Genomic DNA, 26,709 nt, shown 5'->3' with positions numbered 1-26,709 from the left:
CGTCCGGCCGTCTGTTCGTGGCCTCGTACGGGGTAACGAACCGCTTATCGGACGGTCACGTCCGATAAGCGGAACGGCCCGTACCGCCGGGGTGGGGGCGGTGCGGGCCGTTCGGGTGGGGCGGGGGAGCGGGGTCAGATGCCCAGGTCCTTGATGATCTTGGCTACGTGGCCGGTGGCCTTGACGTTGTACAGGGCGCGCTCGACCTTGCCGTCCTCGTCGACGACGACCGTCGAGCGGATGACGCCCGTCACGGTCTTGCCGTAGAGCTTCTTCTCGCCGTACGCGCCGTACGCCTCCAGGACTTTCTTCTCCGGGTCGCCGACCAGGGTGACCTTGAGGTCCTCCTTGTCGCGGAACTTCGCCAGCTTCTCCGGCTTGTCCGGCGACACGCCGATGACGTCGTAACCGGCGTCCGCGAGGAGCTCCAGGTTGTCGGTGAAGTCGCAGGCCTGCTTGGTGCAGCCGGGGGTGAGGGCCGCCGGGTAGAAGTAGACGATGACCTTGCGGCCCTTGTGGTCCGCGAGCGAGATCTCGTTGCCGTCGGCGTCGGGCAGGGTGAAGGCGGGGGCGGTGTCGCCGGGCTGCAGTCGCTCGCTCATGGCTGTGGCTCTCCTCGGGGCGGGTGCGGGCGGGTACCCGACCGAGCCTAATGGGGGTCTGGGACAGCCCCGGGCCGGTCGAGCTGACAAACTGTCCATGACGAAGCGAACCGGAGATCCACGACCACCAACGGAGGCAGCTCGGTGTCGGACGCCAGGACCCCCGCGCAGATCGAGGCGGACATCGTCCGCCGGCGCGAGCAGCTCGCCGTCACGCTCGACGAGATCGGCGTACGGATGCACCCGAAGACGATCATCGGCGACGCGAAGGCGAAGGTGGCGTCGACCGTCGACGAGACGGCCGGCCGGGCGTTCGTCGCGGTGAACCGGATGGTGACCGATGTCCGGACCCGGTTCGTGGACGAGCAGGGCGCGCCGCGTCTGGAGCGGGTGGTGCCGGTGGCGCTGCTCGCGGTGGGGGTGATCGGTCTGCTGGCCGCGTCGTCGTCGCGCAGGCGGAAGCACTGAGGTTCCGGGCCCCTCGGGCGGGGTGCGGGGTCCGGGGCAGGTAAGTTCGTGGGGTGAGCGAGAACACCCACGACAAGTTGCCCATCCGGATGCTGCACGACCGGGTGCTGGTCCGGTCCGACGTTCCCGAGGGCGAGCGGCGCTCGGGAGGCGGCATCCTCATTCCCGCGACGGCGGCGGTGGGCCGGAGGCTGGCCTGGGCCGAGGTGGTCGCGGTCGGTCAGAACGTCCGTACCGTGGAGCCCGGTGACCGGGTGCTGTACGACCCGGAGGACCGTGCCGAGGTGGAGGTGCGGGGCGTGGCGTATGTGCTGATGCGCGAGCGCGATCTGCACGCGGTGGCCGCGGACCGTTTCGAGGGCTCCGAGGATTCGACGGGGCTGTATCTCTGACCTCCTCGGCGGCGGGTGCCCTGCGGCGGTTGCTACCGTGGAGGGCACCCGACGAGACGCGCCGTACCGGGGCAAGGCAAAGACGACGCACACCGTGAGTTTCCTGTCGGAGGGTGTGTCGTCATGGCCTGGGTTCTGCTGATCGTCGCCGGTCTGCTGGAGGTCGGCTGGTCGGTCGGGATGAAGTACACGGACGGGTTCACGCGGCTGTGGCCGAGTGTGGCGACCTGTCTGGGGATCGTGGCGAGCATGGTGCTGCTGGCGCAGGCGGCGAGGACGCTGCCGATCGGCACGGCGTACGGGGTGTGGGTCGGTATCGGCGCGGCCGGCGCGGCGGTGGTGGGGATGGTGGTGCTGGGTGAGCCGGTGACCGCCGCCCGGATCTTCTTCGTGTGTCTGCTGCTGGTGGCGGTGGTGGGGCTCAAGGCCACGTCGGGCCATTGAGCCCCCGTCTGCGGTGGGGCCCCGCGGGTCGGTGGCGGCGTGGGCCCGGTGCCTCGCGGTCATGGGCGGCGTGGGCCGGGCGCCTCGCGGGTCATTCGATGATCTGGATGCCGTCGCCGGTCGTGCTCTCGGCGCCCGCCTCCTCGGTGAGGTCCTCCGGTTCGCGTCCTTCCCGGATCTCGGCGCCTTTGGGGATCCGCAGGTCGAAGTCGCGGGCGGGGGTGCCGTCCAGGGCGGTGCCGGTGTAGTGGGCCCATACTTCGGCGGGGGCGCCGCCGCCGTTGATGCGGGCCATGCCGAGCGCGCCGTACAGGGGTTTTTGCGCGCCCGTCTTGGGGTCCTGGCCCATGAGGGCGACGACGGTGGCCAGGTCGGGGGTGTATCCGGCGAACCAGGCGGCCTTGTCGTCCTCGGCGGTGCCGGTCTTGCCGGCGGCGGGGCGGCCGACGGCGCGGGCGGCGGTGCCGGTGCCGCCTTCGACGACGCCGCGCAGGACGGCGGTGGTGGTGTCGGCGGCTTCGCGGCTGACGGCCTGCCGGGTGCCCGATCCTGCGGCGGGCAGGGGCAGTGCGCGGTCGCCTGCCGGGTCGATGCGTTCGACCTTCTCGACGAGGGAGTAGAGGCCGCGCCTGCCGTGGTTGGCGAGGGTGGCGTAGGCCTCGGCCATGTCGAGGACGCTGGCGGTGGCGGGGCCGAGCGCGATGGACGGTGAGGGGGTGAGGTCGGGGGTGTCGGCGGGCAGGCCCAGCGCGATGGCGGTGCGGCGGACCTTCTTGGGGCCGACGTCGACGGCGAGCTGGGCGTAGACGGCGTTCACGGAGCGGTCGGTGGCGGTGTGGAGGGGGATGCCGCCGTAGGAGACGTCGTCCTCGTTGGCGGGGGCGTAGGCCTTGCCGGTCCAGCCTTGCACGGGGCGTTTGTTGGTGCCGTCGTAGACGGTGTTGGGGGTGATGGCCTCGCCGTTCTGCGTGGTGGCGCCGTGGGCGACGGCGGAGGCGAGGACGAACGGTTTGAAGGTGGAGCCGACCTGGTAGTCGCGGCGGGTGGCGTTGTTGACGTACTGGCGGGTGTAGTCGACGCCGCCGTAGAGGGCGACGACCTTGCCGGTGGCGGGTTCGATGGAGGCGCCGCCGACGCGGACGTACCGGTCGGCGGGGTTGTTCGCGGGGTCGAGGCGGTCGAGGACCTGCTGTCGTACGGCCTCGGTGAAGGCGTCCATGCGGTCTTTGCGCAGGGTGGTGGTGATGCGGTAGCCGCCGGCGGCGATGGCCTTCTCGGAGAGGATGCCGTGGCGGGCGAGGAAGGAGTTGACGGCCTGGACGGCGTAGCCGCGCTGGCCGGAGAGTCCGGCGCTGGGGCGGGCGGGCAGGACGTCGGGGAAGCGGAGTGCGGCGCGCTGGGCGCGGGGGAGCCAGCCCTCCTGGACCATGGCGTCGAGGACGTAGTTCCAGCGGGCCTGGGCGCGGGCGCGGTTGGCGGGGCGGGCGCCGACGTCGTAGGCGCTGGGGGCGTTGAGGAGGGAGGCGAGGTAGGCGCTCTCGGCGGTGTCGAGTTCGTCGACGTCCTTGCCGTAGTAGGCCTGGGCGGCGGCCTGGGCACCGTAGGCGTTGCGGCCGTAGTAGCTGGTGTTGAGGTAGCCCTGGAGGATGTGCTCCTTGGAGGTGGCGCGGTCCAGTTTGATGGCGATGAAGAACTCCTTCACCTTGCGGGTGACGGTGCGTTCCTGGCCGAGGTAGTAGTTCTTGACGTACTGCTGGGTGATGGTGGAGCCGCCCTGGGTGCCCTTGCCGGTGAGGGTGTTCCAGGAGGCGCGGAGCATGGCGCCGGGGTCGACTCCCGGTTCGGTGTAGAAGTCGCGGTCCTCGGCGGCGAGTACGGCCTGGCGGAGGGCGCGGGGCATGCGGGAGAGGGGGACGCTCTCGCGGTTGACGCGGCCGCCCTGGGCGAGGGGGCTGCCGTCGGCGTAGAGGTAGACGTTGGCCTGTGCGGTCGCGGTGGCGTTGGCGGGCGGGATCTCGATCAGGTGGTAGCCGGCGAGGAAGCCGCCGCCGAGGAGGACGACGAGGAGGAGCAGGCCGCCGAGGACCATGCGCCAGGTGGGGAGGGCGCGGCGCCATCCGGTGCGCCGGCGCCGGGGCTTCCCGGCGTTCTCGGGGGTGGTGCGGGTGTCGGTGGGGGCGGGCGGGGTGTCGGTGGCGCCCTGGTCGTGGACGGTGGGGTCACGGGGCTGCCAGCCCCGGTCCGGCTCGGCGGGGGGCTGCGGCGGGGCGTCGCTCACTGGTTCTCCGGCACGGTCGCGGTCATGGTCGTGATCACTGTCCGAATTGTGATGTTTTATCACTCTGCTTCATAGTGCACCGCGCCGGTCGCCGATCCGCGTATCCCGGCTCGGACCACCCGTTTCCCCGCACCCGTGTGGGTCCGCGCGCTTCCGGCCGCGCTTTGGGCGGTGCCTTCGGCGGGGAAACCGGCCGCGCCCTCGTCGCGGCCTTCGGCGGGAAAACCGGTCGCGTGTCCGGCGCGCGGCTCGCTAGGCTGCCCGGCTTTGACGGAACGCCGGGCGCGCGCCTGGCGGGTGACGGAGGAGGTGGTGTCATGCGGCTCTACTGGGCCGTGCTGACCGGTGGTTTCCGCCGCCATGCCACCTACCGGGTGGCCACCGCGGCGGGTGTCTTCACCAACACCGTCTTCGGCTTCATCCTGGCGTTCACCTATATGGCCCTGTGGGACGAGCGTCCGCGTCTCGGCGGCTACGACCTGGCGGAGGCGCTCGCGTTCGTCTGGCTCGGGCAGGCCCTGCTCGCCGCGACCTCGCTGATGGGCGGCGGGTTCGAGGACGAGCTGATCGAGCGCGTCAAGACCGGTGACATCGCCGTGGACCTCTACCGGCCGGCCGACCTCCAGATGTGGTGGTTCTCCGCGAACCTGGGGCGCGCCGCGTTCCAGCTGCTCGGCCGCGGGGTCGTCCCGATGGCGGTGGGCGCGCTCGCCTTCGACATCGCGCTGCCCGGCAACCCGCTGACCTGGCCGGCGTTCCTGCTGTCGGTGCTGCTCGGCGTCGTCGTGAGCTTCGGCGTCTGGTACCTGGTCGCGCTGTCGGTGTTCTGGGTGCTCGACGGGGCCGGGGTGGTGCAGGCGGCGTGGCTGTCGGGGATGTTCTTCTCCGGGATGCTGCTGCCGCTGACCGTCTTCCCCGGCGCGCTCGGCGAGGTCGCGCGGATGCTGCCGTGGGCGTCGATGCTCCAGGTGCCGGCCGACGTGTTCCTGGAGAAGCGGACCGGCTGGGGGCTGCTGGAGGCGTACGGATTCCAGGCGGGCTGGGCGGTGGTGCTGCTGGCCGCGGGCCGCGCCCTCCAGGCCGCCGCGACCCGGCGGGTGGTGGTGCAGGGTGGCTAGCCCACCGGCCGTGGAACGGGACGGCGGCGCGCGCGGGGCGGCCGGCGCGGGGGCGTACGCGGGCGTGCCGGAGGCCGGGCGCGCCGCGCGGGCCGTGGCGGGGCTGCGCGCGTACGGCCTGATCGCCGCCATGTGGATCCGCTCCACGATGACGTACCGCTTCTCGTTCGCGGTCACGCTGCTGTCCAACCTGGCGGTGAACTTCTTCGACTTCGTCGTGATCCTGATGATGTTCGGCCATGTGCGGGGCCTGGGCGGATTCGCCTTCGGCGAGGTGGCGTTCCTGTACGGGACGACGAGCACCGCGTTCGGGCTCGCCGACTTGGTGATGGGCCAGGTGGGGAAGGTGGGGCGGCGGGTGCGGGACGGCACGTTCGACACGTTCCTGGTGCGCCCGGTGCCGGTCTTCGCGCAGGTGGCGGCCGACCGGTTCGCGCTGCGGCGCCTGGGGCGGCTGTTGCAGGGGCTGCTGGTGCTGGTGTGGTCCCTGGTGGTGCTGGAGGGTGTGGACTGGACGGTGCTGAAGGCGGCGATGGTGCCGCTGATGGTGCTGACGGGCGCGCTGATCTTCGGGTCGCTGATGACGGCCGGGGCGGCGTTCCAGTTCTGGGCGCAGGACGGTGCCGAGGTCGCCAACTCGTTCACCTACGGCGGCAACACCCTCCTCCAGTACCCGCCGTCCATCTTCGCCGGCGAGCTGGTGCGGGGTGTGGTGTACGTCGTGCCGCTGGCGTTCGTCAACTGGGTGCCCGCGCTGTACGTGCTGGGCCGCGAGGCGCCGGCCGGGCTGCCGCCGTGGGCGGCCTTCGCCTCCCCGCTGGTGGCCGCGGTGTGCGTGGCGCTGGCGGGGCTCCTGTGGCGCGTGGGCATCCGTTCGTACCGGAGCACGGGGAGCTGACACATGACGACGACCGAACCGGGGCCCGCGGAGCCGGGGCCCGCCGAGCCGGACCGTGCCGCGCCGGGGCCCGCGGAGCCGGGGTCTGCCGGGTCGGACCGTGCCGCGCCGGGGCCCGCCGGGCCGCCGGGTGGAGACCGGGACTTCATCGCACTCGACGGCGTCGAGAAGGTCTTCGACGTGCGCCGCCGCGTCGGGCCGCTGCGCCGCGAGAAGCGGCAGGTGCGGGCCGTCGACGGGCTGACCTTCCGCGTGGCGCGCGGCGAGGTGGTCGGCTACATCGGCCCGAACGGCGCCGGCAAGTCCACCACCATCAAGATGCTCACCGGCATCCTCACGCCCAGCGGCGGCCGGCTGCGGGTGGCGGGCATCGACCCGGCGCGGGAGCGGACCCGGCTGGCCCGCCGCATCGGCGTGGTGTTCGGGCAGCGGACGACGCTCTGGTGGGACCTGCCGCTGCGGGACTCCTACCGGCTGGTGCACCGCATGTACCGGGTGCCCGACGCGCGGTTCCGGGAGAACCTGGACCGGTGCGTCGAACTCCTCGGCCTCGCCGACCTGCTGGACGTGCCCGTACGGCAGCTGTCGCTGGGGCAGCGGATGCGCGGCGACATCGCGGCGGCGCTGCTCCACGACCCGGACGTGCTGTACCTGGACGAGCCGACGATCGGCCTCGACATCGTGTCGAAGGCGAGGGTCCGGGAGTTCCTGCGCGACCTCAACGCCGAGCGGGGCACGACGGTGCTGCTCACCACCCACGACCTCACCGACATCGAGCAGCTGTGCGGCCGTGTGATGGTCATCGACCACGGGCGGCTGATGTACGACGGGACGCTGGCCGGGCTGCACGAGGCGGGCGCGGGGGAGCGGACGCTCGTGGTCGACCTGGAGCGGGAACTGCCGCCCATCGAGGTGGCCGGCACCCGCGTCGTACGGGTGGAGGGGCCCCGGCAGTGGCTGGCGTTCCCCGCGTCGGCGTCGGCGGCGCCGCTGGTCGCGCAGGTCGCGGGGGCGTACCCGCTGGTCGACCTGTCGGTGCGCGAGCCGGACATCGAGGCGGTCATCGCGAGGATGTACCAGGACCGGCGCCCCGCCTAAGCCGGCCTCCCGGAGGCCCCTTGTCCGCCCCGAGCGCGCCCAAGGGTCTCGCTGCCCGTCGGGCCCGTCCACGCACCGGCCCGCTCCGGCTGATGGGCGGTGTCGGCGTGCGGAAGCCCCGAAAAGGTGAGAAGCCGCCCAAATCCCTGGAAAGGTAGCCTCGCCGGGAACTCGCGGCCCGTTTCGGGAGTACCTGGAGTGGGACAGGGTGGCGGCGCGAGCCCCGAAGCCGACACAGGGCGGAGCGAATGAGCACAACGGGCAGGGAGGCGGCGCGCACGGCGGGCGCCGGCGGCTTCGCGTACACGGCGGAGGACGAGGAGAAGCGCCGGGGGGTGCGCCGGATGAAGGCCACGGCGACGGCGCTGCTGCTGTTCGTCGCCGTGGTGTACGCGCTGGCGACGTGGGCGGGGGCGGCCGGGATCACCGGCTGGCCCGGCTATGTGGCGGCGGCCGCGGAGGCCGGCATGGTGGGCGCGCTGGCCGACTGGTTCGCGGTGACGGCGCTGTTCCGCCGCCCGATGGGCCTGCCCATCCCGCACACGGCGATCATCCCGACGAAGAAGGACCAGCTGGGCGAGTCGCTCGGCACGTTCGTCGGGGAGAACTTCCTGTCGGCCGGTGTCGTACGGACCCGGCTGCACGCCCTGGACGTGGCGGGCCGGCTCGGGGCGTGGCTGTCGGAGCCCGCGCACGCCGACCGGGTGACGGCGGAGCTGTCCACGGCGCTGCGCGGCGCGCTGACCGTGCTGCGGGACGCCGATGTGCAGGCGGTCGTCGGCGAGGCGATCACCCGGCGGGCGGAGGCGGCGGAGATCGCGCCGGGCATCGGCAAGACCCTGGAGCGGATCGTCGCGGACGGGGCGCACCGCCGGGCGGTGGACCTGGTGTGCGCCCGCGCCCACGACTGGCTGGTGACGCACGGGGACTCGGTGATGGACGCCGTGCAGGGCGGGGCGCCGGGGTGGACGCCGCGGTTCGTGGACCGGAAGGTCGGCGAGCGGGTCTACAAGGAGCTGCTGCGGTTCGTCACGGAGATGCGGGACATGCCGGCGCACCCGGCGCGCGGGGCGATCGACCGGTTCCTGGCGGACTTCGCGGCGGACCTCCAGGCGGACACGGACACGCGGGCGCGGGTGGAGCGGCTGAAGTCGGACCTGGTGGCGCGGCCCGAGGTGCAGGACATCATCGCCTCGGCGTGGGGTTCCGTACGGGCGATGATCATGTCCGCGGCGGAGGACGAGCAGAGCGAACTGCGGCAGCGGGCGCGGGCCTCGCTGCTGTCGCTGGGGGCGCGGCTGACGACGGACGCGCAGCTCCAGCGGAAGGTCGAGGGGTGGCTGGAGGACGCGGCGGCGTATGTGGTGACGACCTACCGCACGGAGATCACGTCGTTGATCACCGACACGGTGGCGGGCTGGGACGCGGACCAGACGTCCCGCAAGATCGAGGCGCACATCGGCCGGGACCTGCAGTTCATCCGGATCAACGGCACGGTGGTGGGCGCGCTGGCGGGCCTGCTGATCTACACGGTGTCCCACTCCCTGGGCGGATGACCGGCCCCTGCCGGCCGGCCATCCGCCCAGTACTACGGGGAGGTGCCCCTCAGTACGGACGCGGCGTCCCGTCCGTTCAACGGACCTGTGCGTGTGCAGGGGGCTGGGCGCTCGACGGGCCCCGTCCGTGTGGAGGGGGCCGTGCGCTGGGCGTACGGGCCCGTCCGCCTGTGGGGGCGGGCCGTGCGCTCGACGGGCCGTCAGGAGCGGCGCGTGACGGCCCAGGAGGCGAGGGCCATGCCGCCGGCGGCGGAGAACACCGCGGGCCAGGCGCCGACCTTCTTCGCCAGCGGGTGGGACCCGGCGAACGCGGCGACGTAGGCGGCGCTCAGCCCGGCCGCGGCGAGGTTGCCGCTGCTGCGCCGCCACTCGCGCGCCGCGACGGCCCCGGCGGCGGCCAGCGCGACCCCGCCGAGCGGCCGCTTCTTGGTCCACCGGGCGACCCCGTAACCCCCGACAAGCCCACTCGCGGCCACGACCGCCACCGGAACCCTGCCCATGTGAAAACCCTCCTGCCACATCAACAACACCCCGAGGCTAACCCGCCGGACCGCACGCGGGGCGCGCGGGCGGCGCGGGGCGCGGCGGATGCGGCCGGGGCCGTCGCACCCGGGGTGCGGAGCGTGGCGCGGGGCCCGGCTCACGACTCGCAGCCGACGCCGTCCCCGTCGCGGTCGAGGTGGCGGCCGTAGCCGGGGTCGCCCAGGCGGACGGGCGCGGCGCCGGCCGCCCTGGCCGCGGAGCAGTTGGCGTAGTACGCGCTGCCGCCGCCGTCCCCGCCTCCGGAGGAGACGCTGCCGCCGTCACCGGAGTCGTCGCCGCTGTCGGCGGCCCGGGTGACCGTGGCGGTGGCCGTCACGGTGGCCGTCGCCGTGGTGGTGACGGTGACCGTCGGCGCGGGCGCGGCGGAGGCGGAGGGCGTGGCGGTGACGGTGGCCGTGGCGGTCACCGTGGCGGCGGGGGCCGGCTTGGTCCTCGCCGCAGGTTCGCCGTCGCCGCCGTCGCCCATCGCGCCGCAGCCGCCGCCGATCAGCAGCAGGAGCAGCCCGCCGCCCCACACGCGCTTCATCCGGTGCAGCGGCCGCTGCGTGCCGGGCGCCTGGGGCTGCGGCTGGTACGGGGGCTGGGGCTGGTACGGGTTGCTCATGGGCACATGTCTCCCTCGCGCGCACGGACTGGGATGCGTGGGGGGACGGTCGGCCAGCCGACGGTGGTTCAGGATGAAACTACTGCACGCGAAGAGTGAAGAAAAGGTGAAGCCCGATTCCGGTCACTACAGCTGGGCCTTGCCGTGGCAGTCGGCGTACGGGAGGTCCGAGCCGCACCAGCAGGGGGAGGTGCGGGGCGGCGGCCAGGGGAGGGCGCGGCCCCGGGCGGCGAGCGTCGTGGCGTACTGGGGGAGCAGCGCCGCGTTGGACGGCGACGCGCCCTCGGACGCGGCGAACGCCTCGTACGACGGGACCGTGCCCCGCACGATGCCCAGGTTCCGGGTGCCCGCGGCGGCCAGTTCGCGCAGGGACGCCTCCAGGTCCGTCAGGTGCGCCTCGTGCGTCGGGTACTCCGCCTCCAGCTCCGGGTAGGCCTCCAGCAGCTCGGCCAGCTCCTCGCGCGGCCACAGCAGCACCGCCACCGGGAACGGCCGCGACAGGGCCGTGCGGTACGCGCCCAGTTCGCTGCGCAGCCGGGCGATCTCCGCCCGCAGCTCCGCCGGGTCCGACGAGCCCAGCGCCCAGGTCCGCTTCGGGTCGTGCAGTTCGTCCAGCGGGACCGCCCCCATGTGCAGCCGGTCCGCCAGCACGTCCCAGTCGTCGTGCTCGCGCGCCAGCAGGCGCCGCACCCGGTGCCGGGAGGCGAGCAGCGACTGCGCCGCGTACGGCACCTCCTGCTCGTGCGGCAGCGGCACCAGCGCCCGCGCCGCCGCCGTGAACGTCTCCTCCGACGCCTCCAGCTCGTCGTGCGCCTCCAGCGCCTCGCCGGCGATCTCCCAGGCCGCCGCGTCCGTCGGCGTCGTCGCCCGCAGGCCGTCGATGATGGCGCGGGCCTCCGCCTCGTGTCCGTACTCCCACAGGTTCGCCGCCTTCAGCGCCCGCACCAGGTGCGGGTTCTCCGGCTCCGGGGGCGTGGACAGCAGCGTGTCGTACAGCGCCGTCGCGCGGGCGCGGTCCCCGGCCAGCTCCAGGTGCGCGGCCGCCCGCAGGAGCAGCGGCTCGCGGTCCCCGGGGTACTGTTCCGCGGTGCGCAGCAGGCGCTCGGCTTCGTTGGTGTGGTCGGCAGGCGTGTCGAGGCGCATGGTCACCACCGTACTGCCGTACGACCCGCCTCCGGCGGGGTTGGGGGCGGACATCCCGCGCACGCGGGGGCACTCGGGCGCCCATCGGGTGAACTCCTGTACGGTGGCGGGGAGAAGAGTCACCGGGGACGTACGGAGGGGGAGGTTCGGGTGTACGGGACGTTTCTGCGCCTGCTGCTGCCGCTGCTCCTCGCCGTCGTGCTCCTCGCGGACGGCCCGTCGCTCTCCGCCGTGGCGCTCGCCGCCGCCGCGCTCGTCGCCTGCGCCGTCCTGAGTGCCCGCGCCGTCCCGGCCGTGCCGCCCACGCGGGTGCGCACCGCCCTGCGCGACCGGGATCTGCGCACCGCCTTCCTGCCGCAACGCGACCCCGACGCGTCGGGCCGCCGCCGCCCCAGGGCGCCCGGCCCGCGCCCCTCGGCGGCGGTCGCGGTCCTCTGACGGCTCCGGGTCGTCCGACGGCCCCGGCTGCGACGGCTCCCGGTCGTCCGACAGTCCCGGTCGTCCGACGGTCCCGGTCCTTCGACGGCTCCGGGGCCTGTGACGGTCCCGGTCCTCTGACGGCTCCGGGTCGTCCGACGATGGGCTGATCAGGCTCGCGGGGTGAGGTCTCTCCCCGCGCCCGCACCCCCCGCATCGCCGCCACGCCGTGTGTTCCTCGCTCCGGCCCTGCCGTCGCACCGCCGACGGCACGACGACTCAGGGGTCTTCCTTGTCCGCATGCGTGGCCTTCTTCACGTGGCTCTCCGGGATCGTCCCGGCTCCCGCCGCGATCGTCCTGCTCACCGTCCTCGTCCGTACCGCGCTCCTGCCGCTCGCCGTCGCCGCCGCACGCGGCCAGCGGGCCCGCGCCCGGCTCGCCCCGCAGGTCGCCGCGTTGCGGAAGAAGTACGCCAGGGACCCGGACCGCCTCCAGCGGGCCGTGCTCGAACTGCACGCCCGCGAGCAGGTGTCCCCGCTCGCCGGGTGCCTGCCCGGCCTGCTCCAGGTCCCGGTCTTCTTCCTGCTGTACCACCTGTTCACCCGCGACGAGCTGTCCGGTCACGCCCTGCTGGGCGCCCTGCTGGGCGGCCGGTGGGCCGACGCCCTCGCGCAGGGCGGCCCGCTGGGGCCGGCCGGGCTCGTGTACGCGGCGCTGTTCGCGCTCGTCGCCGCCGTCGCCACGTACACCTACCGCAGCACCCGGGCCCAGATGGGCGCCCTGGGGACCGAGCCGGCGGCGCCCGGCCTGGGCGCGCTGTTCCGGGTGATGCCGTTCATGTCGTTCGCGACGCTCGTGACCGTCGCCGTCGTGCCGCTGGCGGCCGCGCTGTACGTGGTGACCAGCACCACGTGGAGCGCCGCCGAGCGCGCCGTACTGCACCGGCCCGAGCGCGGACGGGACGAGGCGGGCACGACCGGGCGGCGGTCCAGTACGTGAACACGGGCTTGCCGGGTGACCTCCGCTCTTGGAGGATCGACCAATCCGACGATGGCCGCACCCCATCGGCCGGGGCTCACCTCGACCACCAGGGAGAGAGACCATGAAGCTGTTGCGCGTCGGACCGGCGGGCGCCGAGCGGCCCGCCCTGCTCGACCAGCACGGCACCCTCCGCGACCTTTCCGCCCTCGTCACGGACGTCGACGCGGCCCTGCTCTCCGACGGGGCCGCGCTGGACCGCCTGCGGGCGGCGGCCGGTGCGGGCGTCCTTCCGCCGCTGGACGGCGCGGGCCTGCGGATAGGCCCGCCCGTCGCCAGGATCGGCAAGGTCGTGTGCATCGGGCTGAACTACCACGACCACGCGCGGGAGGCCGGAGCCGAACCGCCCGCCGAGCCCGTCGTCTTCCTGAAGGCCCCCGACACCGTCGTCGGGCCGGACGACACGGTCCTCGTGCCGCGCGGCAGCCGCAAGACGGACTGGGAGGTCGAACTGGCCGTCGTCATCGGCCGCACCGCCCGCTACCTGGAGTCGGCGGAGGACGCCCTCGCGCATGTCGCCGGGTACGCGGTGGCGCACGACGTGTCGGAGCGGGAGTTCCAGATCGAGCGCGGCGGCACCTGGGACAAGGGCAAGAACTGCGAGACGTTCAACCCCCTCGGCCCCTGGCTCGTCACCGCCGACGAGGTGCCCGACCCGCAGGACCTGCGGCTGCGCCTGTGGGTGAACGGGGAGCTGCGGCAGGACGGCAGCACGGCCGACCAAATCTTCCCGGTCGGGGAGGTCGTCCGCTACCTCAGCCACTTCATGACGCTCCATCCCGGTGACGTCGTCAACACCGGCACGCCCGCCGGCGTCGCCATGGGCCACCCGGACCCGAAGCCCTACCTGCGCGCCGGAGACGTGGTGGAACTGGAGATCGACGGCCTGGGACGCCAGCGGCAGGAGCTGAAGGACGCATAGGCCGGGAGGGCGCACAGGGCGGGCAGGACGCGCGGGCGTAGGGCGCGATGAGGGGGGAGGAGGGCGGCGGCAGGCGGTACGCCGAACGCCGCCCGCCGCCGCCCGGCCGCTCACCGCCGGGCCGCCCCGCCCCTTACGCCAGGTCCACCGCCACGCCCTCGCGGGCCGAGCGGCGGGCCGCCTCCAGGACGTCCAGGGCCGCCGCGGCCTGCTCGGCGGTGACCGGCGGGGGCGTGCCGTCGCGCAGGGCGGCCGCCACCGCCGCGTAGTACGCCGGGTAGTCACCCGGCAGGGACGGCACCGGCCGCCCGCCGCCCGTCACCGGCGACTCGCCCGCCCCGATCCGCCCCCACAGCTCCTCGGGCTCCACGCCCCACGGCTCCCCGGGGACCGGCCGCTCGCCCGCGCGCAGCGCCGCCTCCTGCGGGTCGAGGCCGTACGTGACGAAACCGGCCCGCTCGCCCAGCACCCGGAAGCGCGGGCCCAGCTGGGGCGCCGTCGCGCTGACGTACAGGTGGGAGCGGACCCCGCCCGCGTGGGTGACCGCGATGAACGTGTCGTCGTCCGCCTCGGCGCCCGGCCGCCGTACGTCCGCCTCCGCGTACACCCGCACCGCCGGGCCGAACAGCACCAGCGCCTGGTCCACCAGGTGGCTGCCCAGGTCGTACAGGAGCCCGCCGATCTCCTCCGGGGCGCCCGACTCGCGCCAGCCGCCCTTCGGCAGCGGCCGCCACCGCTCGAAGCGGGACTCGAACCGCCGTACGCCGCCCAGCTCCCCGCTCTCCAGCAGGGCGCGCAGCGTCAGGAAGTCGCTGTCCCAGCGGCGGTTCTGGAACACCGAGAACAGCAGGCCCTTCTCCGCGGCCAGCGCGCCCAGCGTCCGCGCCTCGGCCGCCGTCCCCGCCACCGGCTTGTCCACCACGACCGGGAGGCCCGCCTCCAGGGCGGCCGTCGCGAGCGGGACGTGCGTCTTGTTGGGGGACGCCACGACGACCAGGTCCAGCTCGCCGGCCCGCGCCCACAGCTCGTCCGGCGACGCGGCGAACCGCACCCCCGGGAACTCGGCGCGGGCCTGCGCGCGCCGCCCCTCGTCCGATGTGACGACCGTGTCGAGCAGCAGGCCGTCGGTCGCGGCGATCAGCGGGGCGTGGAAGACGGAACCGGCCAGGCCGTAGCCGATGAGACCGACGCGCAGCGGGGGCGGGGTGGTCGGAGGAGTGCTCATGCACGCCACTTAAGCAACGCTGTTGCGTTACCGCAAGCCGGGCCGGGAAAATGCCGTACGTGAACCTCTCCGGCCTCCGCAGCCACAACACCGCCCGCGTCCTCGGCCTCCTGCGCGCGGCGGGCGAGGACGGGGTCAGCCGCCTGGAGCTCGCCGAGCGGACCGGCCTCACCCCGCAGGCCGTCAGCAAGATCAGCGCCCGGCTGCGCGCGGAGGGCCTCGCCGCCGACGCCGGGCGCGGGCCGTCCACGGGCGGCAAGCCCCGCACGCTGCTGCGCCTCGTCCCGGACGCCGCGCACGCGGTCGGCCTCCACCTGGACCGGGACCGGCTGACGGCCGTCCTGGTGGACCTGGCGGGCGTGACCGTCGCGGCCCGCACCGCGGCGCTGGACCTGGGCGCCGGCCCCGGCGACGTGCTGGCGGCCGCGGCGGCGGAGGTGGCCGCGCTGCGCGGGGCCGGGGACGCGGGGCTGGGCGCGCCGCGCGAGGACGGGACGGGGGCGTCCGGGGACGGGCCCTCCGGGGCGGAGGCGTCAGGGGCCGGAGCGCTCATGGGGGTGGGCGTGGCCATGCCGGGGCCGCTGGACCACGTGGCCGGGGTGCCACACCGGGTGACCGGCTTCCCCGCGTGGGACGGCTTCCCGCTGCGGGACGCGCTGCGGGACGCCCTCGGGCGGGCCCTGCCCGGCGGGGCGGACGGTCCGCCCGTGGTGCTCGACAAGGACACGAACGCGGCGGCGCTGGCCCTCGCGCTGCGGGAGCCGGGCGCGGGTTCCTTCGCGTACGTCCACGTCGGTACGGGGCTCGGCGCCGGTCTCGTCCTCGGCGGCGCGCTGTACCGGGGCGCGCGGACCGGCGCGGGCGAGTTCGGGCACCAGACGGTGCAGCTCGACGGGCCGCCCTGCGGATGCGGCGGGCGCGGCTGCCTGGAGGCCCTGTGCCTGGCCGCCGTCGCGCGCGGCGACCTCGACGGCGCGGCCCGCGTCCTGGGCGTGGGCGCCGCGAACCTGGCGGGGCTGCTGGACATCGACCGGCTCCTGCTGGGCGGCCGGGTGGTGGCGTCGGCGCCGGAGCGGTTCGTACGGGGCGTGGGCGCCGCGCTGGCCGGGCGCGCCCGGCGGACCGGTGAGCCCCCGGTGCCCGCCGCGCCCGCGCCGGGCGGCCCCCACCTGGTGGCGGAGGGCGCGGCGCAACTGGTGCTGGCCCCCGTGTTCGGCGTCTGAACGGCCCGGCCGGGCGGCGCGCTCCGGGGCCGTACGTGCCGGGCGGGGGCGGTGCCTGGTCCGTTCGGGCGGAACGCGCCGTACGGGCGGGGCGGCGCGCCGCGCGGGTGGAAGGCCCTCCGGAGACGACCGCCCGGCGAGCAGCGGAGGCAGTCCCATGCGCGTGCGTACCGCTCTGGCCGCCCCCGCGGCACTGGCCGTCCTCGCCTCCCCGTACCCGCCGCTGCTCACCGCCCACGCGGCGCCGGGGCCCACGGCCGTCGCCCCCACCTGCGGCGACCCGGCAGCGGCGGTCTTCCCGATCCGCACCCGCATCGCCGGCGGCCCCGCCGAGTACCGGGCCGGCGCCGCGCCCCGCACCTGGTACGTGGAGCTGACCAACACGACGCGGCGGACCTGCCGCACCATCCACCCCGTCATCGTCCTCGCCGACCGGTCGGGCGCGCTGGCCCCGGAAGCGGTGCGCCTCGCGTTCGCCACCGCGCCGGGAGCCGCCGTGCGCCCCGTGCGGATGGAGCCCACCGACCACCGGGAGCTGGTGGGCGTCCTGGACGACGCCGGCGACCGGGCCTTCACCGGGTTCACCGTCCCGGCGAACGGCACGGTCCGCGTCCCGGTCAGCCTCGCGTTCACGGCGGCCGCCCGCCCCGACCGGGTGACGGCGACGGCCGCGGTGGTGCAGCGCCGGGGCGACGACGGCGACTGGGTCGGCACGTCGGCCCCGTACGCGTTCACGGTGACCGCCCCCGCCGGACCCGAGGAGACCGCCCGCCCGGACCCGCCGCGCCACGAACCGTCACCCGGTCCTGTCCGGTCCGCCGCGCCCCCGGACGCCACCGTGTCCGGCCCCGCCCGCACCCCCGGGCCCGCCGCTCCCGCGACCATCCCGGCGCCGGCCTCCGACGCGCCGGAGGAACTGGCCGGCACGGGCCGCCGCCGCGCCCCGCACCTCGTCCCCCTCGCGGCCGCGGCCGCCGCCTGCCTGGCCGTCGGCGCCGCCGCCGTCACCCTGACCCGCCGCCGCCCATGACCCGCGGGCCCCGCGGCCCGTGACCCGGGGTCCCGCGGCCCGCAGCCGCCGACCCGGCGGCCCGCGCCCCGAGCACCTCGCCGTCTGGTGTTCATCTGCGTCTGGCAGCATCCCCGCCGTGGATCATCCGAGTTATCCGGCACCCGGCGCGCCCGTGCGGGACGGAGTGCCCGAGCACGGGCGGGTGCCGAAGTACTACGCGGTCAAGGCGCACGTCGCGCGGCTCGTCGAGGAACTGGGGGAGGGCGGCGCGCTGCCGGCCGAGCGGGACCTCGCCGTGCGGTACGAGGTGTCGCGGGAGACCGTGCGGCAGGCGCTGCGGGAACTGCTGCTGGAGGGGCGGCTGCGGCGGCAGGGGCGCGGGACGGTCGTCGCCGGTCCCAAGCTGGAGCAGCCGCTCGCCCTGGCCAGCTACACCGAGGGCGTACGGCGGCAGGGGCGCAGGCCCGGGCGGCGGCTGGTGACGCTGGAGCGGTTCGCCGCGCCCGCGCCGCTCGCCGCGGACCTGGGGCTCGCCGAGGGGGACGCCGTCTGGCACATGGAGCGCGTCCTGCTCGCCGACGACGAGCGGGTCGGCCTGGAGAGCACGTACGTGGCGGTCGCCCGGGCGCCCCGGCTGCGGGACGAGTTCGACCCGGACTCGTCGTTCTACGCGTACCTGCGGGACCGCCTCGGGACGGTCTTCGGGGACGCGGACGAGCGGATCGAGACCGTCCTCGCCACCCCGCGCGAGGCGCTGCTCATCGGCACCCCGCCCGCGCTGCCCATGCTGCTGCTGCACCGGCTGTCCCGCGACACCGGGGGCCGCCCCCTGGAGCGCGTCCGCAGCCTCTACCGGGGCGACCGGTTCAGCTTCACCACCCGCCTGGGATGAGGCCGGGGGCCGCGCGGCCCGCCTCCCGCACGCCTGAATCCGGGAGCCCCGGAGGCCCGGAATCCGGGGGCCCTGAGGCGTCCGGAGTCCCCCGAAAGCCGGAAACGCCACGCCATATGACCCACCCTCAAGTCACGGAAAGGTAACGGGTCTAGGCCAAGTTTGGCGGCTCGTTCACCGGTCCGACGCCCCGCCGACCCGGCGAGGTCACCCGTCGGCACGACCGTTTCGGGCGTGACAGCGAAGGCAACCAAGAAGGTCGTCGTCGTCGGCGCGGGCGTGCTGGGCACCATGCACGCCTGGCACGCCGTCGAGCGGGGCCACGACGTCGTCCACATCGAGCGCGAGAGCGAGGCGCGCGGCGCCTCCCTCCGCAACTTCGGCCAGATCTGGGTGAGCGGCCGCGCGGCCGGCGAGGAGCTGGACACCGCCCTGCGCGCCCGTGAGCTGTGGGAGCGCGTCGGCGCCCGCGTGCCGGGCCTCGGGTTCCGCCCGAACGGCTCCCTCACCCCCGTACGCACCGACCTGGAACTCGCCACCGCCGAGGCCGCCGCCGCCCGGCCCGACGCCGCCGCCCGGGGCTTCAAGCTGCTCGGCGCGGAAGAGGCGCGCGCGATCAACCCGGCGCTGCGCGGCGACTTCACCGCCGCCCTGTGGTGCGAGCGGGACGCCGCCGTCGAACCCCGCACCGCCCAACTCGCGCTGCGGCAGGCGCTGCTGGCCACCGGCCGGTACACCTTCCTGCCCGGCAGGGAAGTGCGCGAGGTGGTGGGCGGACACGCCGTCCGCGACGACCACGGCGACACCCACGGCGGCGACGCCGTCGTCCTGTGCACCGGCGCCTGGCTCGGCGGGCTCGTCCGCGAGGTCGCGGGCGACATCCCCGTACGCCGCGTGCGCCTCCAGATGATGCAGACCGCGCCGCTCGGCGAGCCGCTCACCACCTCCGTCGCCGACGCCGACAGCTTCCGCTACTACCCCGCCTACGACTCCGCCGCCCTCGACGCCGGCCAGCCGCAGGAACCCGTCGCCGCCGCCCACCGCATGCAGCTGCTGATGGTGCAGCGCCTCGACGGCGGGCTGACCGTCGGCGACACCCACGAGTACGAGCACCCCTTCGCGTTCGACACCGCCGAGGAGCCGTACGAGCATCTGGCGCGCGTCGTTCAGGGCCTCCTCGGCCGGCCCCTGCCGCCGGTCCGCCGCCGCTGGGCGGGGGTGTACGCGCAGTGCGTCGACACCACCCGCGTCGTCCACCGCCAGCAGGTCCGCGACGGCGTCTGGCTGGTCACCGGGCCCGGCGGGCGCGGCATGACCTGCGCGCCCGCCATCGCGGAGACCACCGCCGACGAACTGAACTGGTGAGGAACCCGATGCCGCAGCTGAACCTCGTCGTCCTGGACATGGCCGGCACCACCGTCGCCGACGGCGGCCTGGTCGAGGACGCCTTCACCGCCGCCGCGCGCCGCCTCGGCGAGGACCCGGCGCCGATGCTCGACCACGTCCGCGCCACCATGGGCGAGTCCAAGATCTCCGTCTTCCGGCACCTCTTCGGCGGCGACGAGGACCGGGCCCGCCGCGCGAACACCGCCTTCGAGGAGGCGTACGCCGAACGGGTCGCCGCCGGGGCCGTCACCCCCGTGCCGGGCGCCGCCGACGCCGTCCGCGCCCTGCGCGAGGCCGGCCGCACCGTCGTCCTCACCACCGGCTTCGCCCGCGTCACCCAGGACGCCCTGCTCGACGCGCTCGGCTGGCGGGACCTCGCCGACCTCGCGCTCTGCCCCGCCGACGCGGGCGGCCGCGGGCGCCCCCACCCCGACCTCGTCCTCACCGCGCTGCTGCGCACCGGTGCCACCGACGACGTCCGCCGGGTCGCGGTCGCCGGTGACACCGCGTACGACATGCTCAGCGGCGTCCGCGCGGGCGCCGGGGTCGTCGCGGGCGTCCTCACCGGCGCCCACGACCGCGACCGGCTCACCGGCGGCGGCGCCACGCACGTCCTGGAGTCCGTCGCCCACCTGCCCGCGCTCCTGGCGGACGTCGAGCGGCGGGCGGCGGGGGAGCACCGGTGAGCGGCATCCGCTTCGACCGGGTCTCCGTCGCGTACGGCGGCACGACCGTCCTGGACTCGCTCGACCTGACCGTCGAGCCGGGCGAGGTGATGGCGCTGCTCGGCCCGTCGGGCTCCGGCAAGACCACCGCGCTGCGCGCCCTCGCCGGGTTCGTCAGGCCCGCCTCCGGGCGGGTCCTCATCGGCGGGCGCGACGTCACGGAGCTGCCGCCCCACCAGCGCGGCATCGGCATGGTCGTGCAGAGCTACGCGCTGTTCCCGCACATGAGGGTCGAGGACAACGTCGCCTTCGGACTGAAGGCGCGGAAGGCGCCCCGCCGCGAGATCGCGGGCCGGGTCGCCGGCGCCCTCGACATGACCGGCATGAGCGCGTACGCCCGCCGCTACCCGCGCGAGCTGTCCGGCGGCCAGCAGCAGCGCGTCGCCATCGCCCGCGCGCTCGCCATCCGCCCCGGCGTGCTGCTGCTCGACGAGCCGCTGTCCGCGCTGGACGCCCGCCTGCGCTCCGGGATGCTCGCCGAACTGGCCCGGTTGCACCGCGAGCTGCCCGACGTGTCGATGCTGTACGTCACCCACGACCAGGTGGAGGCGCTCACCCTGGCCGACCGGGTCGCCGTCATGGACCGGGCCCGCCTGCGGGACTGCGGCACGCCGCGCGAGCTGTACCGGCGCCCCCGTACGGAGTTCACGGCGTCGTTCGTCGGCGACGCGAACCTGCTGCCGGTCACCGTGACCGCCGACGGCACGGGCGTGACGTTCGCGGGCCGGGAGCTGGCGGTGCCGGTGGAGGGCGCCGCGCCGGGCGCCGCCGCGACGCTGTGCGTACGCCCCCACCTGGTCGGCCTCGGGGACGGCCCCAACGCGCTGACGGGCCGCGTCACGGAGGTCCAGTGGCGCGGCGCCACCCACCGTGTGCACCTCGAACTGCCGGACGGCCTGCGGCTGAAGGCCGACGTACGGGAGCTGCGCGACGCGCCGGGCGCGGGCGCGGAGGTCACCGTGCACTTCGCGCCGGAGGACGCGGCGCTCATCCCGGCGGATGTGGCCCCGGAGGCGGTGGCGCAGTCCTCGGCGGAACCCGCCGCCGCGCGCCCGGCGGAGCCGCAGGCCGCACCCGCGCCCGAGGCCGGGCGGCCCCGGAAGCAGTCCGGCGCCGCATCCGTGGCGGAGCCCTCGGCCGAGGTGAGCGCCCATGCCCGCTGACGCCACCGCCACCGCCGCCCTCCCGGAGCCGGCCGCGCTCCCGCGGGCCTTTGCGCGGCTGCCGCGCGCCGTCTGGGCCGTCCCGCCCCTCGCCGTGCTCGGCGTGCTGTTCCTGTACCCGCTGGCCCTCGTCGTACGGGAGTCCCTCGCCCCCGGCGCGTACGCCTCCGTCCTCGCCTCCGAGGCGTTCCGCGACGCGCTCGCCACGACGGTGCTGCTGGCGCTCGGCGCGACCGCCGGATGCCTCGTCCTCGGGTTCGTCCTCGCGCTGATCCTCGCGTTCGTGCCGTTCCCCGGCTCGCGCGCGGTCGCCCGGTTCGTGGACGTGTTCCTCTCCTTCCCCTCCTTCCTCGTCACCCTCGCCCTGCTCTTCCTGTACGGGACGGTGGGCATCGCCAACGGCCTGTGGACCGACGCGACGGGCGACCCGACGGGCCCGTTCCGGTTCCTGACCACCCCGTGGGGCGTCCTCCTCGCGGAGATCACGTACTTCACGCCGTTCGTGATGCGCCCCCTGCTGGCGGCGTTCGCGCAGCTGGACACCGCGCAGCTGGAGGCCGCGTCCTCGCTGGGCGCGCGGCCCGCGCGGATCGTGCGGCGGGTGATCCTGCCGGAGGCGCTGCCCGCGCTCGCGGCCGGCGGCGGACTGGTCCTGGTGCTGTCGCTCAACGAGTTCGGGATCGTCCTGTTCACCGGCGCCAAGGGCGTCACGACCCTGCCGACCCTGATCTACGGCAAGGCGATCCTGGAGTCCGACTACACCGCCGCCTGCGTCGTCGCCGTCGTCAACGTCGCCCTGTCCGTGGGCCTCTACTCCCTGTACCGGGTGGTGAGCCGCCGTGCTGGTGCACACCGCTAGGGGCCGCTGGGCCGCGTGGGCCCTGTTCGCCGTCCTCTTCCTGCCGCTGTTCGCGCTGCCGCTGCTGGTGGTCGCCGCCGCGTCGTTCGCGACGAACTGGTCCGGCGCCCTGCCGTCGGGCCCGACCACCGCGCACTACGCCTCCGCCGTGCGCGGCGAGTCCCTGCGGGCGCTCACCACCAGCCTGGCCACCGCCGCCGCGGCGAGCGTCCTCGCGCTGGTCCTCGGCACCTGGGCGGCGCTCGCCTCCGCGCACCTGCGCCCCCGCGTACGCCGGGTGGTGGACGCGCTGTTCATGCTGCCCGTCGCCGTGCCCTCGGTCGTCGTGGGCCTGGCCGTGCTGGTCGCGTTCTCCCGGCCTCCGCTGTTCCTCAACGGCACGCCGTGGATCGTGCTGGTCGCCCACACCGTGCTCGTCACGGCGTTCGCCCACCAGTCCGTGTCGGCCGCGCTGACCCGTGTGGACCCCGCGTACGAGGAGGCGGCGTCGTCGCTCGGCGCGAGCCCCGCGCACGTGCTGTGGCGGGTCCGGCTGCCGCTGCTGCTGCCGTCGCTGAACGCCGCGGCCGGGCTGTGCTTCGCCCTGTCCATGGGCGAGCTGAGCGCCACGATGATGCTCTATCCGCCGGACTGGCTGCCGCTGCCCGTGCTGGTCTTCACGGCCACCGACCGCGGCTCCCTCTTCACCGGCTCGGCCCTCGCCGTGGTCCTCATGGCGGCCACGCTGCTGGTCCTCGCCGCCCTCTCCCGCCTGCGCACCCGCGCCACCTACCGCTGACCCCGCGCCACCGCCCCTCCCCGCCCCTCCCGGCACACCACCGCCCCCGCGCCCCGGCCGCGCACCGCACGCCCCCCGGGGACCCGCACCCGGCCGTGGCCCGGCCGCGCACCGCACCACCGATCACCAGGAGAGACCGTCATGCCCGCACCCACCGTCCGGAAGGCCGCAGCGGCCGCCGCCACCGCCACCGCCCTCCTCGCCGCGCTCACCGGCTGCTCCGCCTCCGCCGCGTCCGACGAGAACGTCGTCACCGTCTACAGCGCCGACGGCCTCAAGGGCGAGAAGGGCGACGGCTGGTACGACCGGGTCTTCGCGGACTTCACGAAGAAGACCGGCATCAAGGTCGAGTACGTCGAGGGCGGCTCGGGCGAGATGGTGCAGCGCGCCCTGCGCGAGCGCGGCAACACCCAGGCCGACGTCCTGGTCACGCTCCCGCCGTTCATCCAGCAGGCCGACGCCAAGGGCCTCCTCCAGCCGTACACGCCGAAGGGCGCCGCCCACGTCCACGCGGCGGGCAAGTCCCGCACCGGCACCTGGACCGCCGTCGTGAACAACTACTTCGGGTTCGTCCACAACAAGAAGGAGCTGAAGACCCCGCCCACCACCTGGGAGGAGCTGCTCGACCCAAAGTACAAGGACCGCCTGCAGTACTCGACGCCCGGCGTCGCGGGCGACGGGACCGCCGTCGTCATCAAGGCGATGCACGACTTCGGCGGCCAGGCGCCGGCGATGGAGTACCTGCGGAAGCTCCAGGCGAACAACGTCGGCCCGTCGTCGTCCACGTCGAAGCTCGCCCCGAAGGTCGACAAGGGCGAACTGCTCGTCGCCAACGGGGACGTGCAGATGAACTTCGCCCAGTCCCGCTCCATGCCGAACCTGGGCATCTGGTTCCCGGCCCGCGAGGGCGGCAGGCCCACCACGTTCGCCCTCCCGTACGCCGCGGGGCTCGTCGAGGACGCCCCGCACCCGGAGAACGCCAGGAAGCTGCTCGACCACCTCCTCAGCGAGGAGGCGCAGCGGCAGGCCAGCTCCGTCGGCGGTGGCTTCCCGGCCCGTACGGACGTCAAGCCCACCGACGCCAACGCCATCGCGCTCGACCGGCTGATGCGGGACGTGGAGGTCTTCGAACCGGAGTGGGCCGACATCGAGAAGAACCTCACCTCGTACATCGAGGCGTGGAAGACGGCCACCGGAAGCTGAGAGTCCGTCAGTTCTTCACCGTACGGCCCCTGGCGCCCGTCGCGGGCGGGCGCCACGATGACCCGCGCACCCCGCGCCCCTCACGCCGACGCGCCGCGAGCACCACCCGCACCACCCGCACCACCCGCACACGGCACCACCCCTCCCCACCCCGCCCCATCGGCGGCGCAAGCCGTCCACCCACCCACTGACCCGTCCACCCACCCACCCACCCCGCCCGTCCGGACACCACGGAGGTCCCGCCATGCCGACTGCCGGCATACCCCGCCGTACCGTGCTCGCCGCCACCGCGACCACCGCGGCGCTCGCCGCCGCCGGAACCGCCGCCGCCACCGGCACCGCCCACGCGGCCGCCGCGGCCGTGCCCGCGCTGCCGCCCGGCACCAGCCAGGACAAGGTGCTGGTCGTCGGCATGGACGGTCTGCGCCACGACCGCATCGACGCGGCGAACGCCCCGCACCTGAAGGCGATGCGCGCGGCCGGCACGTTCGGTACGTCGCTGCTGTACGCCAACCCCATGGCCGCCACCTCGTCCGGGCCCGGCTGGTCGACCATCACGACCGGCGTGTGGCCCGACAAGCACGGGGTGCGCGACAACACCTTCACGGGCCGGGACTACGCCCGCTACCCGGGCTTCCTGGCGCGCCTGCACCAGGTGCGCCCCGAGCTCTCGCTGTTCGCCGCCGTCGACTGGAAGCCGCTCGACACGTACGGCACGGTCACCGCGGGCGCCGACGCGAAGCTGGTCCTGGACGGCGACCGCGACGGGTACGCCGGCCACGACGAGACCATCACGGCCACGTCCGTCGCCGTCCTGCGCGACCAGAACCCGGACGTGCTGTTCGTGTACCTGGGCAACACCGATGTCGTGGCCCACTCGTACGGAACCGGCCAGCGCTACCTGGACGCGCTCGCCGTGCAGGACGCGCAGCTGGGCCGGATGCTCGCCGCGATCGAGGCGAGGCCGACCCGCGCGTCGGAGCGGTGGACGGTCATCGTGTGCACCGACCACGGCCATGTGGACGCGGGCGGCCACGGCGGCAGCTCCATCGCGGAGCGTTCCACGTTCGTCCTGGCCACGGGCCCGGGCATCGCCGCGGGGGCGCGCCCGCACGACACGCGGCTGGTCGACGTGGCGGCGACGGTCTTCCACCAGCTGGGCGTCGTCCCGGACCCGGCGTGGGGCCTGGACGGCAAGCCGATCCAGGAGCGGTCGACGGACCCGTTCGACTCCCTGTACGGCACGCTGTCCGGCCGTGTGGACGAGACGGGCATCGCCGCGGGCGTCCTCGGCTTCACCCACACACCGCCGAGCGGCTGGTCGGTCGTCGACAACGCGATGGGCACGGGCGGTGTCACCGAGTGGCGCGGCTGGTCGTTCTCCACGGACGACTTCTGGTCCCGCACCCAGCGCGACCAGTGGCGCGAGCTGAACGTCCGCGCCCGCGGGGTGTTCGCCGTCGCGGACTCCGACGAGTGGGACGACAAGACGAACTCGGGCCGCTTCGAGTCGACGCTGGTGACGCCCGCGTACGCGGTGGCCGGGGCGTCCCGCGTGACGCTCGACTTCACCACCCACTACCGCCAGGAGACCGGCCAGACCGCCCAGGTCCTCGCCTCCTTCAACGGCGGCACCCCGACGGTCGTCCGCTCCTACACCTCCGACGTGGTCGCCCAGCCGCAGTCCCTGACGGTGAACGTCCCGCCGGGCGCGACGACGGTCCACTTCCGCTTCCACTACACCGGCTCCAACAACTGGTACTGGGTGGTGGACGGGGTCAAGATCCGGACAACGTGATTACCCTGGGGGCGTCGCCACAGCGCTGTCGCGGCGCCCCCAGCACGCAAGCGGTATCTGTACGGCAGGAGTCCCGCCCCATGGCAGAGCGCAAGCCGATCGAATCCTGGCTGACCGACATGGACGGCGTCCTCATCCACGAGGGCGTGCCGATCCCCGGCGCCGACGCTTTCATCCGGAAGCTGCGGGACCACGAGCGGCCGTTCCTCGTCCTGACCAACAACTCCATCTACACGGCCCGCGACCTGCACGCCCGGCTGTACCGGATGGGGCTGGACGTGCCGGTCGAGAACATCTGGACGTCCGCGCTGGCCACGGCGCAGTTCCTCGACGACCAGCGGCCCGGCGGGACGGCGTACGTCATCGGTGAGGCGGGTCTGACGACGGCGCTGCACGACATCGGGTACGTCCTCACCGACCACGACCCGGACTACGTGGTCCTCGGCGAGACCCGCACCTACAGCTTCGAGGCGCTGACCAAGGCGATCCGGCTCATCAACGGCGGCGCACGGTTCATCTGCACCAACCCCGACGAGACCGGCCCGTCCGCCGAGGGCCCGCTGCCCGCGACCGGGTCCGTCGCCGCGCTGATCACCAAGGCGACCGGCCGCGAGCCGTACTTCGCGGGCAAGCCGAACCCGCTGATGATGCGCACCGGGCTCAACGCCATCGGCGCCCACTCCGAGACCAGCGCCATGATCGGCGACCGGATGGACACCGACGTCCTGGCCGGTCTGGAGGCGGGCATGGAGACCTTCCTCGTGCTCACCGGGCTCACCACCCCGGCGGACGTCGACCGCTACCCCTTCCGGCCGTCGTCGGTGGTGGACTCCATCGCCGATCTGGTCGACCGGGTCTGACCGGACGGGAGACGAGGTCACGGCCCCCTTACCGCCGGTAGGGGGGCCTTTCGGGTGGCCGCT

27 protein-coding genes and 1 riboswitch are annotated in these 26,709 nt (G+C 74.8%); of the genes, 21 read left to right on the top strand and 6 right to left on the bottom strand.

Annotation, left to right across the window (positions count from 1 at the left end):
* Positions 1-134 precede the first annotated feature (134 nt).
* A complete protein-coding gene (gene bcp / locus ACSUPT_RS10210; protein WP_351965932.1) occupies positions 135-602 on the bottom strand; it encodes a thioredoxin-dependent thiol peroxidase in 468 nt (155 codons plus the stop codon).
* Between the two features lie 144 nt (positions 603-746).
* Between bcp and ACSUPT_RS10205 the strand changes: the two genes are divergently transcribed.
* The 3 genes from ACSUPT_RS10205 to ACSUPT_RS10195 all read left to right on the top strand — a co-directional run bounded on the left by ACSUPT_RS10205 (position 747) and on the right by ACSUPT_RS10195 (position 1,906).
* Positions 747-1,070, top strand: coding sequence for a DUF3618 domain-containing protein (locus tag ACSUPT_RS10205; protein ID WP_436944096.1), 324 nt, complete (start codon positions 747-749; stop codon positions 1,068-1,070).
* A gap of 53 nt (positions 1,071-1,123) precedes the next feature.
* A complete protein-coding gene (locus ACSUPT_RS10200; RefSeq protein ID WP_010474424.1) occupies positions 1,124-1,462 on the top strand; it encodes a GroES family chaperonin in 339 nt (112 codons plus the stop codon).
* Between the two features lie 25 nt (positions 1,463-1,487).
* Positions 1,488-1,554: riboswitch (guanidine-III (ykkC-III) riboswitch) on the top strand.
* Positions 1,555-1,585: 31 nt separating this feature from the next.
* Positions 1,586-1,906, top strand: coding sequence for a DMT family transporter (locus ACSUPT_RS10195; protein ID WP_351965929.1), 321 nt, complete (start codon positions 1,586-1,588; stop codon positions 1,904-1,906).
* 91 nt (positions 1,907-1,997) lie between these two features.
* Here ACSUPT_RS10195 and ACSUPT_RS10190 read toward each other — a convergent pair whose 3' ends face one another.
* On the bottom strand, positions 1,998-4,184 hold the full coding sequence (locus ACSUPT_RS10190) for a transglycosylase domain-containing protein (protein ID WP_436944095.1): 2,187 nt from the start codon (positions 4,182-4,184) through the stop codon (positions 1,998-2,000).
* 317 nt (positions 4,185-4,501) lie between these two features.
* Between ACSUPT_RS10190 and ACSUPT_RS10185 the strand changes: the two genes are divergently transcribed.
* The 4 genes from ACSUPT_RS10185 (at position 4,502) to ACSUPT_RS10170 (ending at position 8,854) form a co-directional block, all read left to right on the top strand.
* A complete protein-coding gene (locus tag ACSUPT_RS10185; RefSeq protein ID WP_351965927.1) occupies positions 4,502-5,302 on the top strand; it encodes an ABC transporter permease in 801 nt (266 codons plus the stop codon).
* A complete protein-coding gene (locus ACSUPT_RS10180; protein ID WP_436944094.1) occupies positions 5,295-6,200 on the top strand; it encodes an ABC transporter permease in 906 nt (301 codons plus the stop codon). Before ACSUPT_RS10185 ends, ACSUPT_RS10180 begins: the two co-directional genes overlap by 8 nt.
* 3 nt (positions 6,201-6,203) lie before the next feature.
* A complete protein-coding gene (locus ACSUPT_RS10175) occupies positions 6,204-7,298 on the top strand; it encodes an ABC transporter ATP-binding protein (RefSeq protein WP_436944093.1) in 1,095 nt (364 codons plus the stop codon).
* 248 nt (positions 7,299-7,546) lie between these two features.
* On the top strand, positions 7,547-8,854 hold the full coding sequence (locus ACSUPT_RS10170) for a DUF445 domain-containing protein (RefSeq protein ID WP_351965925.1): 1,308 nt from the start codon (positions 7,547-7,549) through the stop codon (positions 8,852-8,854).
* A gap of 200 nt (positions 8,855-9,054) precedes the next feature.
* Here ACSUPT_RS10170 and ACSUPT_RS10165 read toward each other — a convergent pair whose 3' ends face one another.
* From ACSUPT_RS10165 to ACSUPT_RS10155, 3 genes are all read right to left on the bottom strand, one after another.
* Positions 9,055-9,354: a hypothetical protein gene (locus ACSUPT_RS10165; RefSeq protein WP_351965924.1), complete on the bottom strand. Its 300-nt coding sequence runs from the start codon at positions 9,352-9,354 to the stop codon at positions 9,055-9,057.
* 140 nt (positions 9,355-9,494) lie between these two features.
* Positions 9,495-10,001 (bottom strand): excalibur calcium-binding domain-containing protein, encoded by a 507-nt coding sequence (locus ACSUPT_RS10160; protein WP_436944092.1) that lies wholly within the window; start codon positions 9,999-10,001, stop codon positions 9,495-9,497.
* A 126-nt stretch (positions 10,002-10,127) separates the two neighbouring features.
* Complete coding sequence (locus ACSUPT_RS10155) at positions 10,128-11,144, bottom strand: SEC-C metal-binding domain-containing protein (protein ID WP_351965922.1); 1,017 nt, start codon at positions 11,142-11,144, stop codon at positions 10,128-10,130.
* Positions 11,145-11,294: 150 nt separating this feature from the next.
* Here ACSUPT_RS10155 and ACSUPT_RS10150 point away from each other — a divergent pair, with 150 nt between their 5' ends.
* The 3 genes from ACSUPT_RS10150 to ACSUPT_RS10140 all read left to right on the top strand — a co-directional run bounded on the left by ACSUPT_RS10150 (position 11,295) and on the right by ACSUPT_RS10140 (position 13,522).
* Positions 11,295-11,582 carry a DUF6412 domain-containing protein gene (locus tag ACSUPT_RS10150; protein ID WP_351965921.1) on the top strand — a complete coding sequence of 96 codons (288 nt, stop codon included), beginning with the start codon at positions 11,295-11,297 and terminating at the stop codon, positions 11,580-11,582.
* Between the two features lie 283 nt (positions 11,583-11,865).
* A complete protein-coding gene (locus ACSUPT_RS10145; RefSeq protein WP_436944091.1) occupies positions 11,866-12,561 on the top strand; it encodes a YidC/Oxa1 family membrane protein insertase in 696 nt (231 codons plus the stop codon).
* 103 nt (positions 12,562-12,664) lie between these two features.
* Complete coding sequence (locus ACSUPT_RS10140; RefSeq protein WP_351965919.1) at positions 12,665-13,522, top strand: fumarylacetoacetate hydrolase family protein; 858 nt, start codon at positions 12,665-12,667, stop codon at positions 13,520-13,522.
* A 133-nt stretch (positions 13,523-13,655) separates the two neighbouring features.
* On the opposite strand, the gene ACSUPT_RS10135 is transcribed toward ACSUPT_RS10140, so the two are convergent.
* Positions 13,656-14,747: a Gfo/Idh/MocA family protein gene (locus ACSUPT_RS10135; protein WP_351965918.1), complete on the bottom strand. Its 1,092-nt coding sequence runs from the start codon at positions 14,745-14,747 to the stop codon at positions 13,656-13,658.
* Positions 14,748-14,797: 50 nt separating this feature from the next.
* On the opposite strand from ACSUPT_RS10135, the gene ACSUPT_RS10130 reads away from it, so the two are divergent.
* From ACSUPT_RS10130 to ACSUPT_RS10080, 11 genes are all read left to right on the top strand, one after another.
* Positions 14,798-15,970, top strand: coding sequence for an ROK family transcriptional regulator (locus tag ACSUPT_RS10130; protein ID WP_436944090.1), 1,173 nt, complete (start codon positions 14,798-14,800; stop codon positions 15,968-15,970).
* A 157-nt stretch (positions 15,971-16,127) separates the two neighbouring features.
* Positions 16,128-17,000, top strand: coding sequence for a hypothetical protein (locus ACSUPT_RS10125; RefSeq protein ID WP_436944089.1), 873 nt, complete (start codon positions 16,128-16,130; stop codon positions 16,998-17,000).
* A 118-nt stretch (positions 17,001-17,118) separates the two neighbouring features.
* A complete protein-coding gene (locus tag ACSUPT_RS10120) occupies positions 17,119-17,874 on the top strand; it encodes a GntR family transcriptional regulator (protein WP_351965915.1) in 756 nt (251 codons plus the stop codon).
* A 234-nt stretch (positions 17,875-18,108) separates the two neighbouring features.
* Positions 18,109-19,239 carry a TIGR03364 family FAD-dependent oxidoreductase gene (locus ACSUPT_RS10115; protein WP_361655241.1) on the top strand — a complete coding sequence of 377 codons (1,131 nt, stop codon included), beginning with the start codon at positions 18,109-18,111 and terminating at the stop codon, positions 19,237-19,239.
* Positions 19,240-19,247: 8 nt separating this feature from the next.
* The gene (locus ACSUPT_RS10110) at positions 19,248-19,946 is read left to right on the top strand and encodes a phosphonatase-like hydrolase (protein ID WP_351965913.1); all 699 of its coding nucleotides are present in this window, start codon (positions 19,248-19,250) and stop codon (positions 19,944-19,946) included.
* Entirely contained in the window at positions 19,943-21,148 is a 1,206-nt protein-coding gene (locus ACSUPT_RS10105; protein ID WP_436944088.1) for an ABC transporter ATP-binding protein, read from the top strand. Before ACSUPT_RS10110 ends, ACSUPT_RS10105 begins: the two co-directional genes overlap by 4 nt.
* The gene (locus tag ACSUPT_RS10100) at positions 21,138-22,007 is read left to right on the top strand and encodes a 2-aminoethylphosphonate ABC transporter permease subunit (protein WP_436944087.1); all 870 of its coding nucleotides are present in this window, start codon (positions 21,138-21,140) and stop codon (positions 22,005-22,007) included. Before ACSUPT_RS10105 ends, ACSUPT_RS10100 begins: the two co-directional genes overlap by 11 nt.
* Positions 21,988-22,785, top strand: a complete 798-nt coding sequence (locus ACSUPT_RS10095; RefSeq protein ID WP_436944086.1) for an ABC transporter permease — start codon at positions 21,988-21,990, stop codon at positions 22,783-22,785. Before ACSUPT_RS10100 ends, ACSUPT_RS10095 begins: the two co-directional genes overlap by 20 nt.
* Before the next feature lie 141 nt (positions 22,786-22,926).
* Complete coding sequence (locus ACSUPT_RS10090; RefSeq protein ID WP_436944085.1) at positions 22,927-23,988, top strand: 2-aminoethylphosphonate ABC transporter substrate-binding protein; 1,062 nt, start codon at positions 22,927-22,929, stop codon at positions 23,986-23,988.
* 244 nt (positions 23,989-24,232) lie between these two features.
* Positions 24,233-25,786 (top strand): alkaline phosphatase family protein, encoded by a 1,554-nt coding sequence (locus ACSUPT_RS10085; RefSeq protein ID WP_436944084.1) that lies wholly within the window; start codon positions 24,233-24,235, stop codon positions 25,784-25,786.
* A gap of 80 nt (positions 25,787-25,866) precedes the next feature.
* Positions 25,867-26,646 (top strand): HAD-IIA family hydrolase, encoded by a 780-nt coding sequence (locus tag ACSUPT_RS10080; RefSeq protein WP_351965907.1) that lies wholly within the window; start codon positions 25,867-25,869, stop codon positions 26,644-26,646.
* The last annotated feature ends 63 nt before the right edge of the window (positions 26,647-26,709 follow it).

This window comes from Streptomyces sp. SudanB25_2051 (assembly GCF_964272635.1).
In the GTDB taxonomy this organism is placed as follows: Bacteria; Actinomycetota; Actinomycetes; order Streptomycetales; family Streptomycetaceae; genus Streptomyces.
This window is presented reverse-complemented; position numbering and strand designations above follow the sequence as displayed.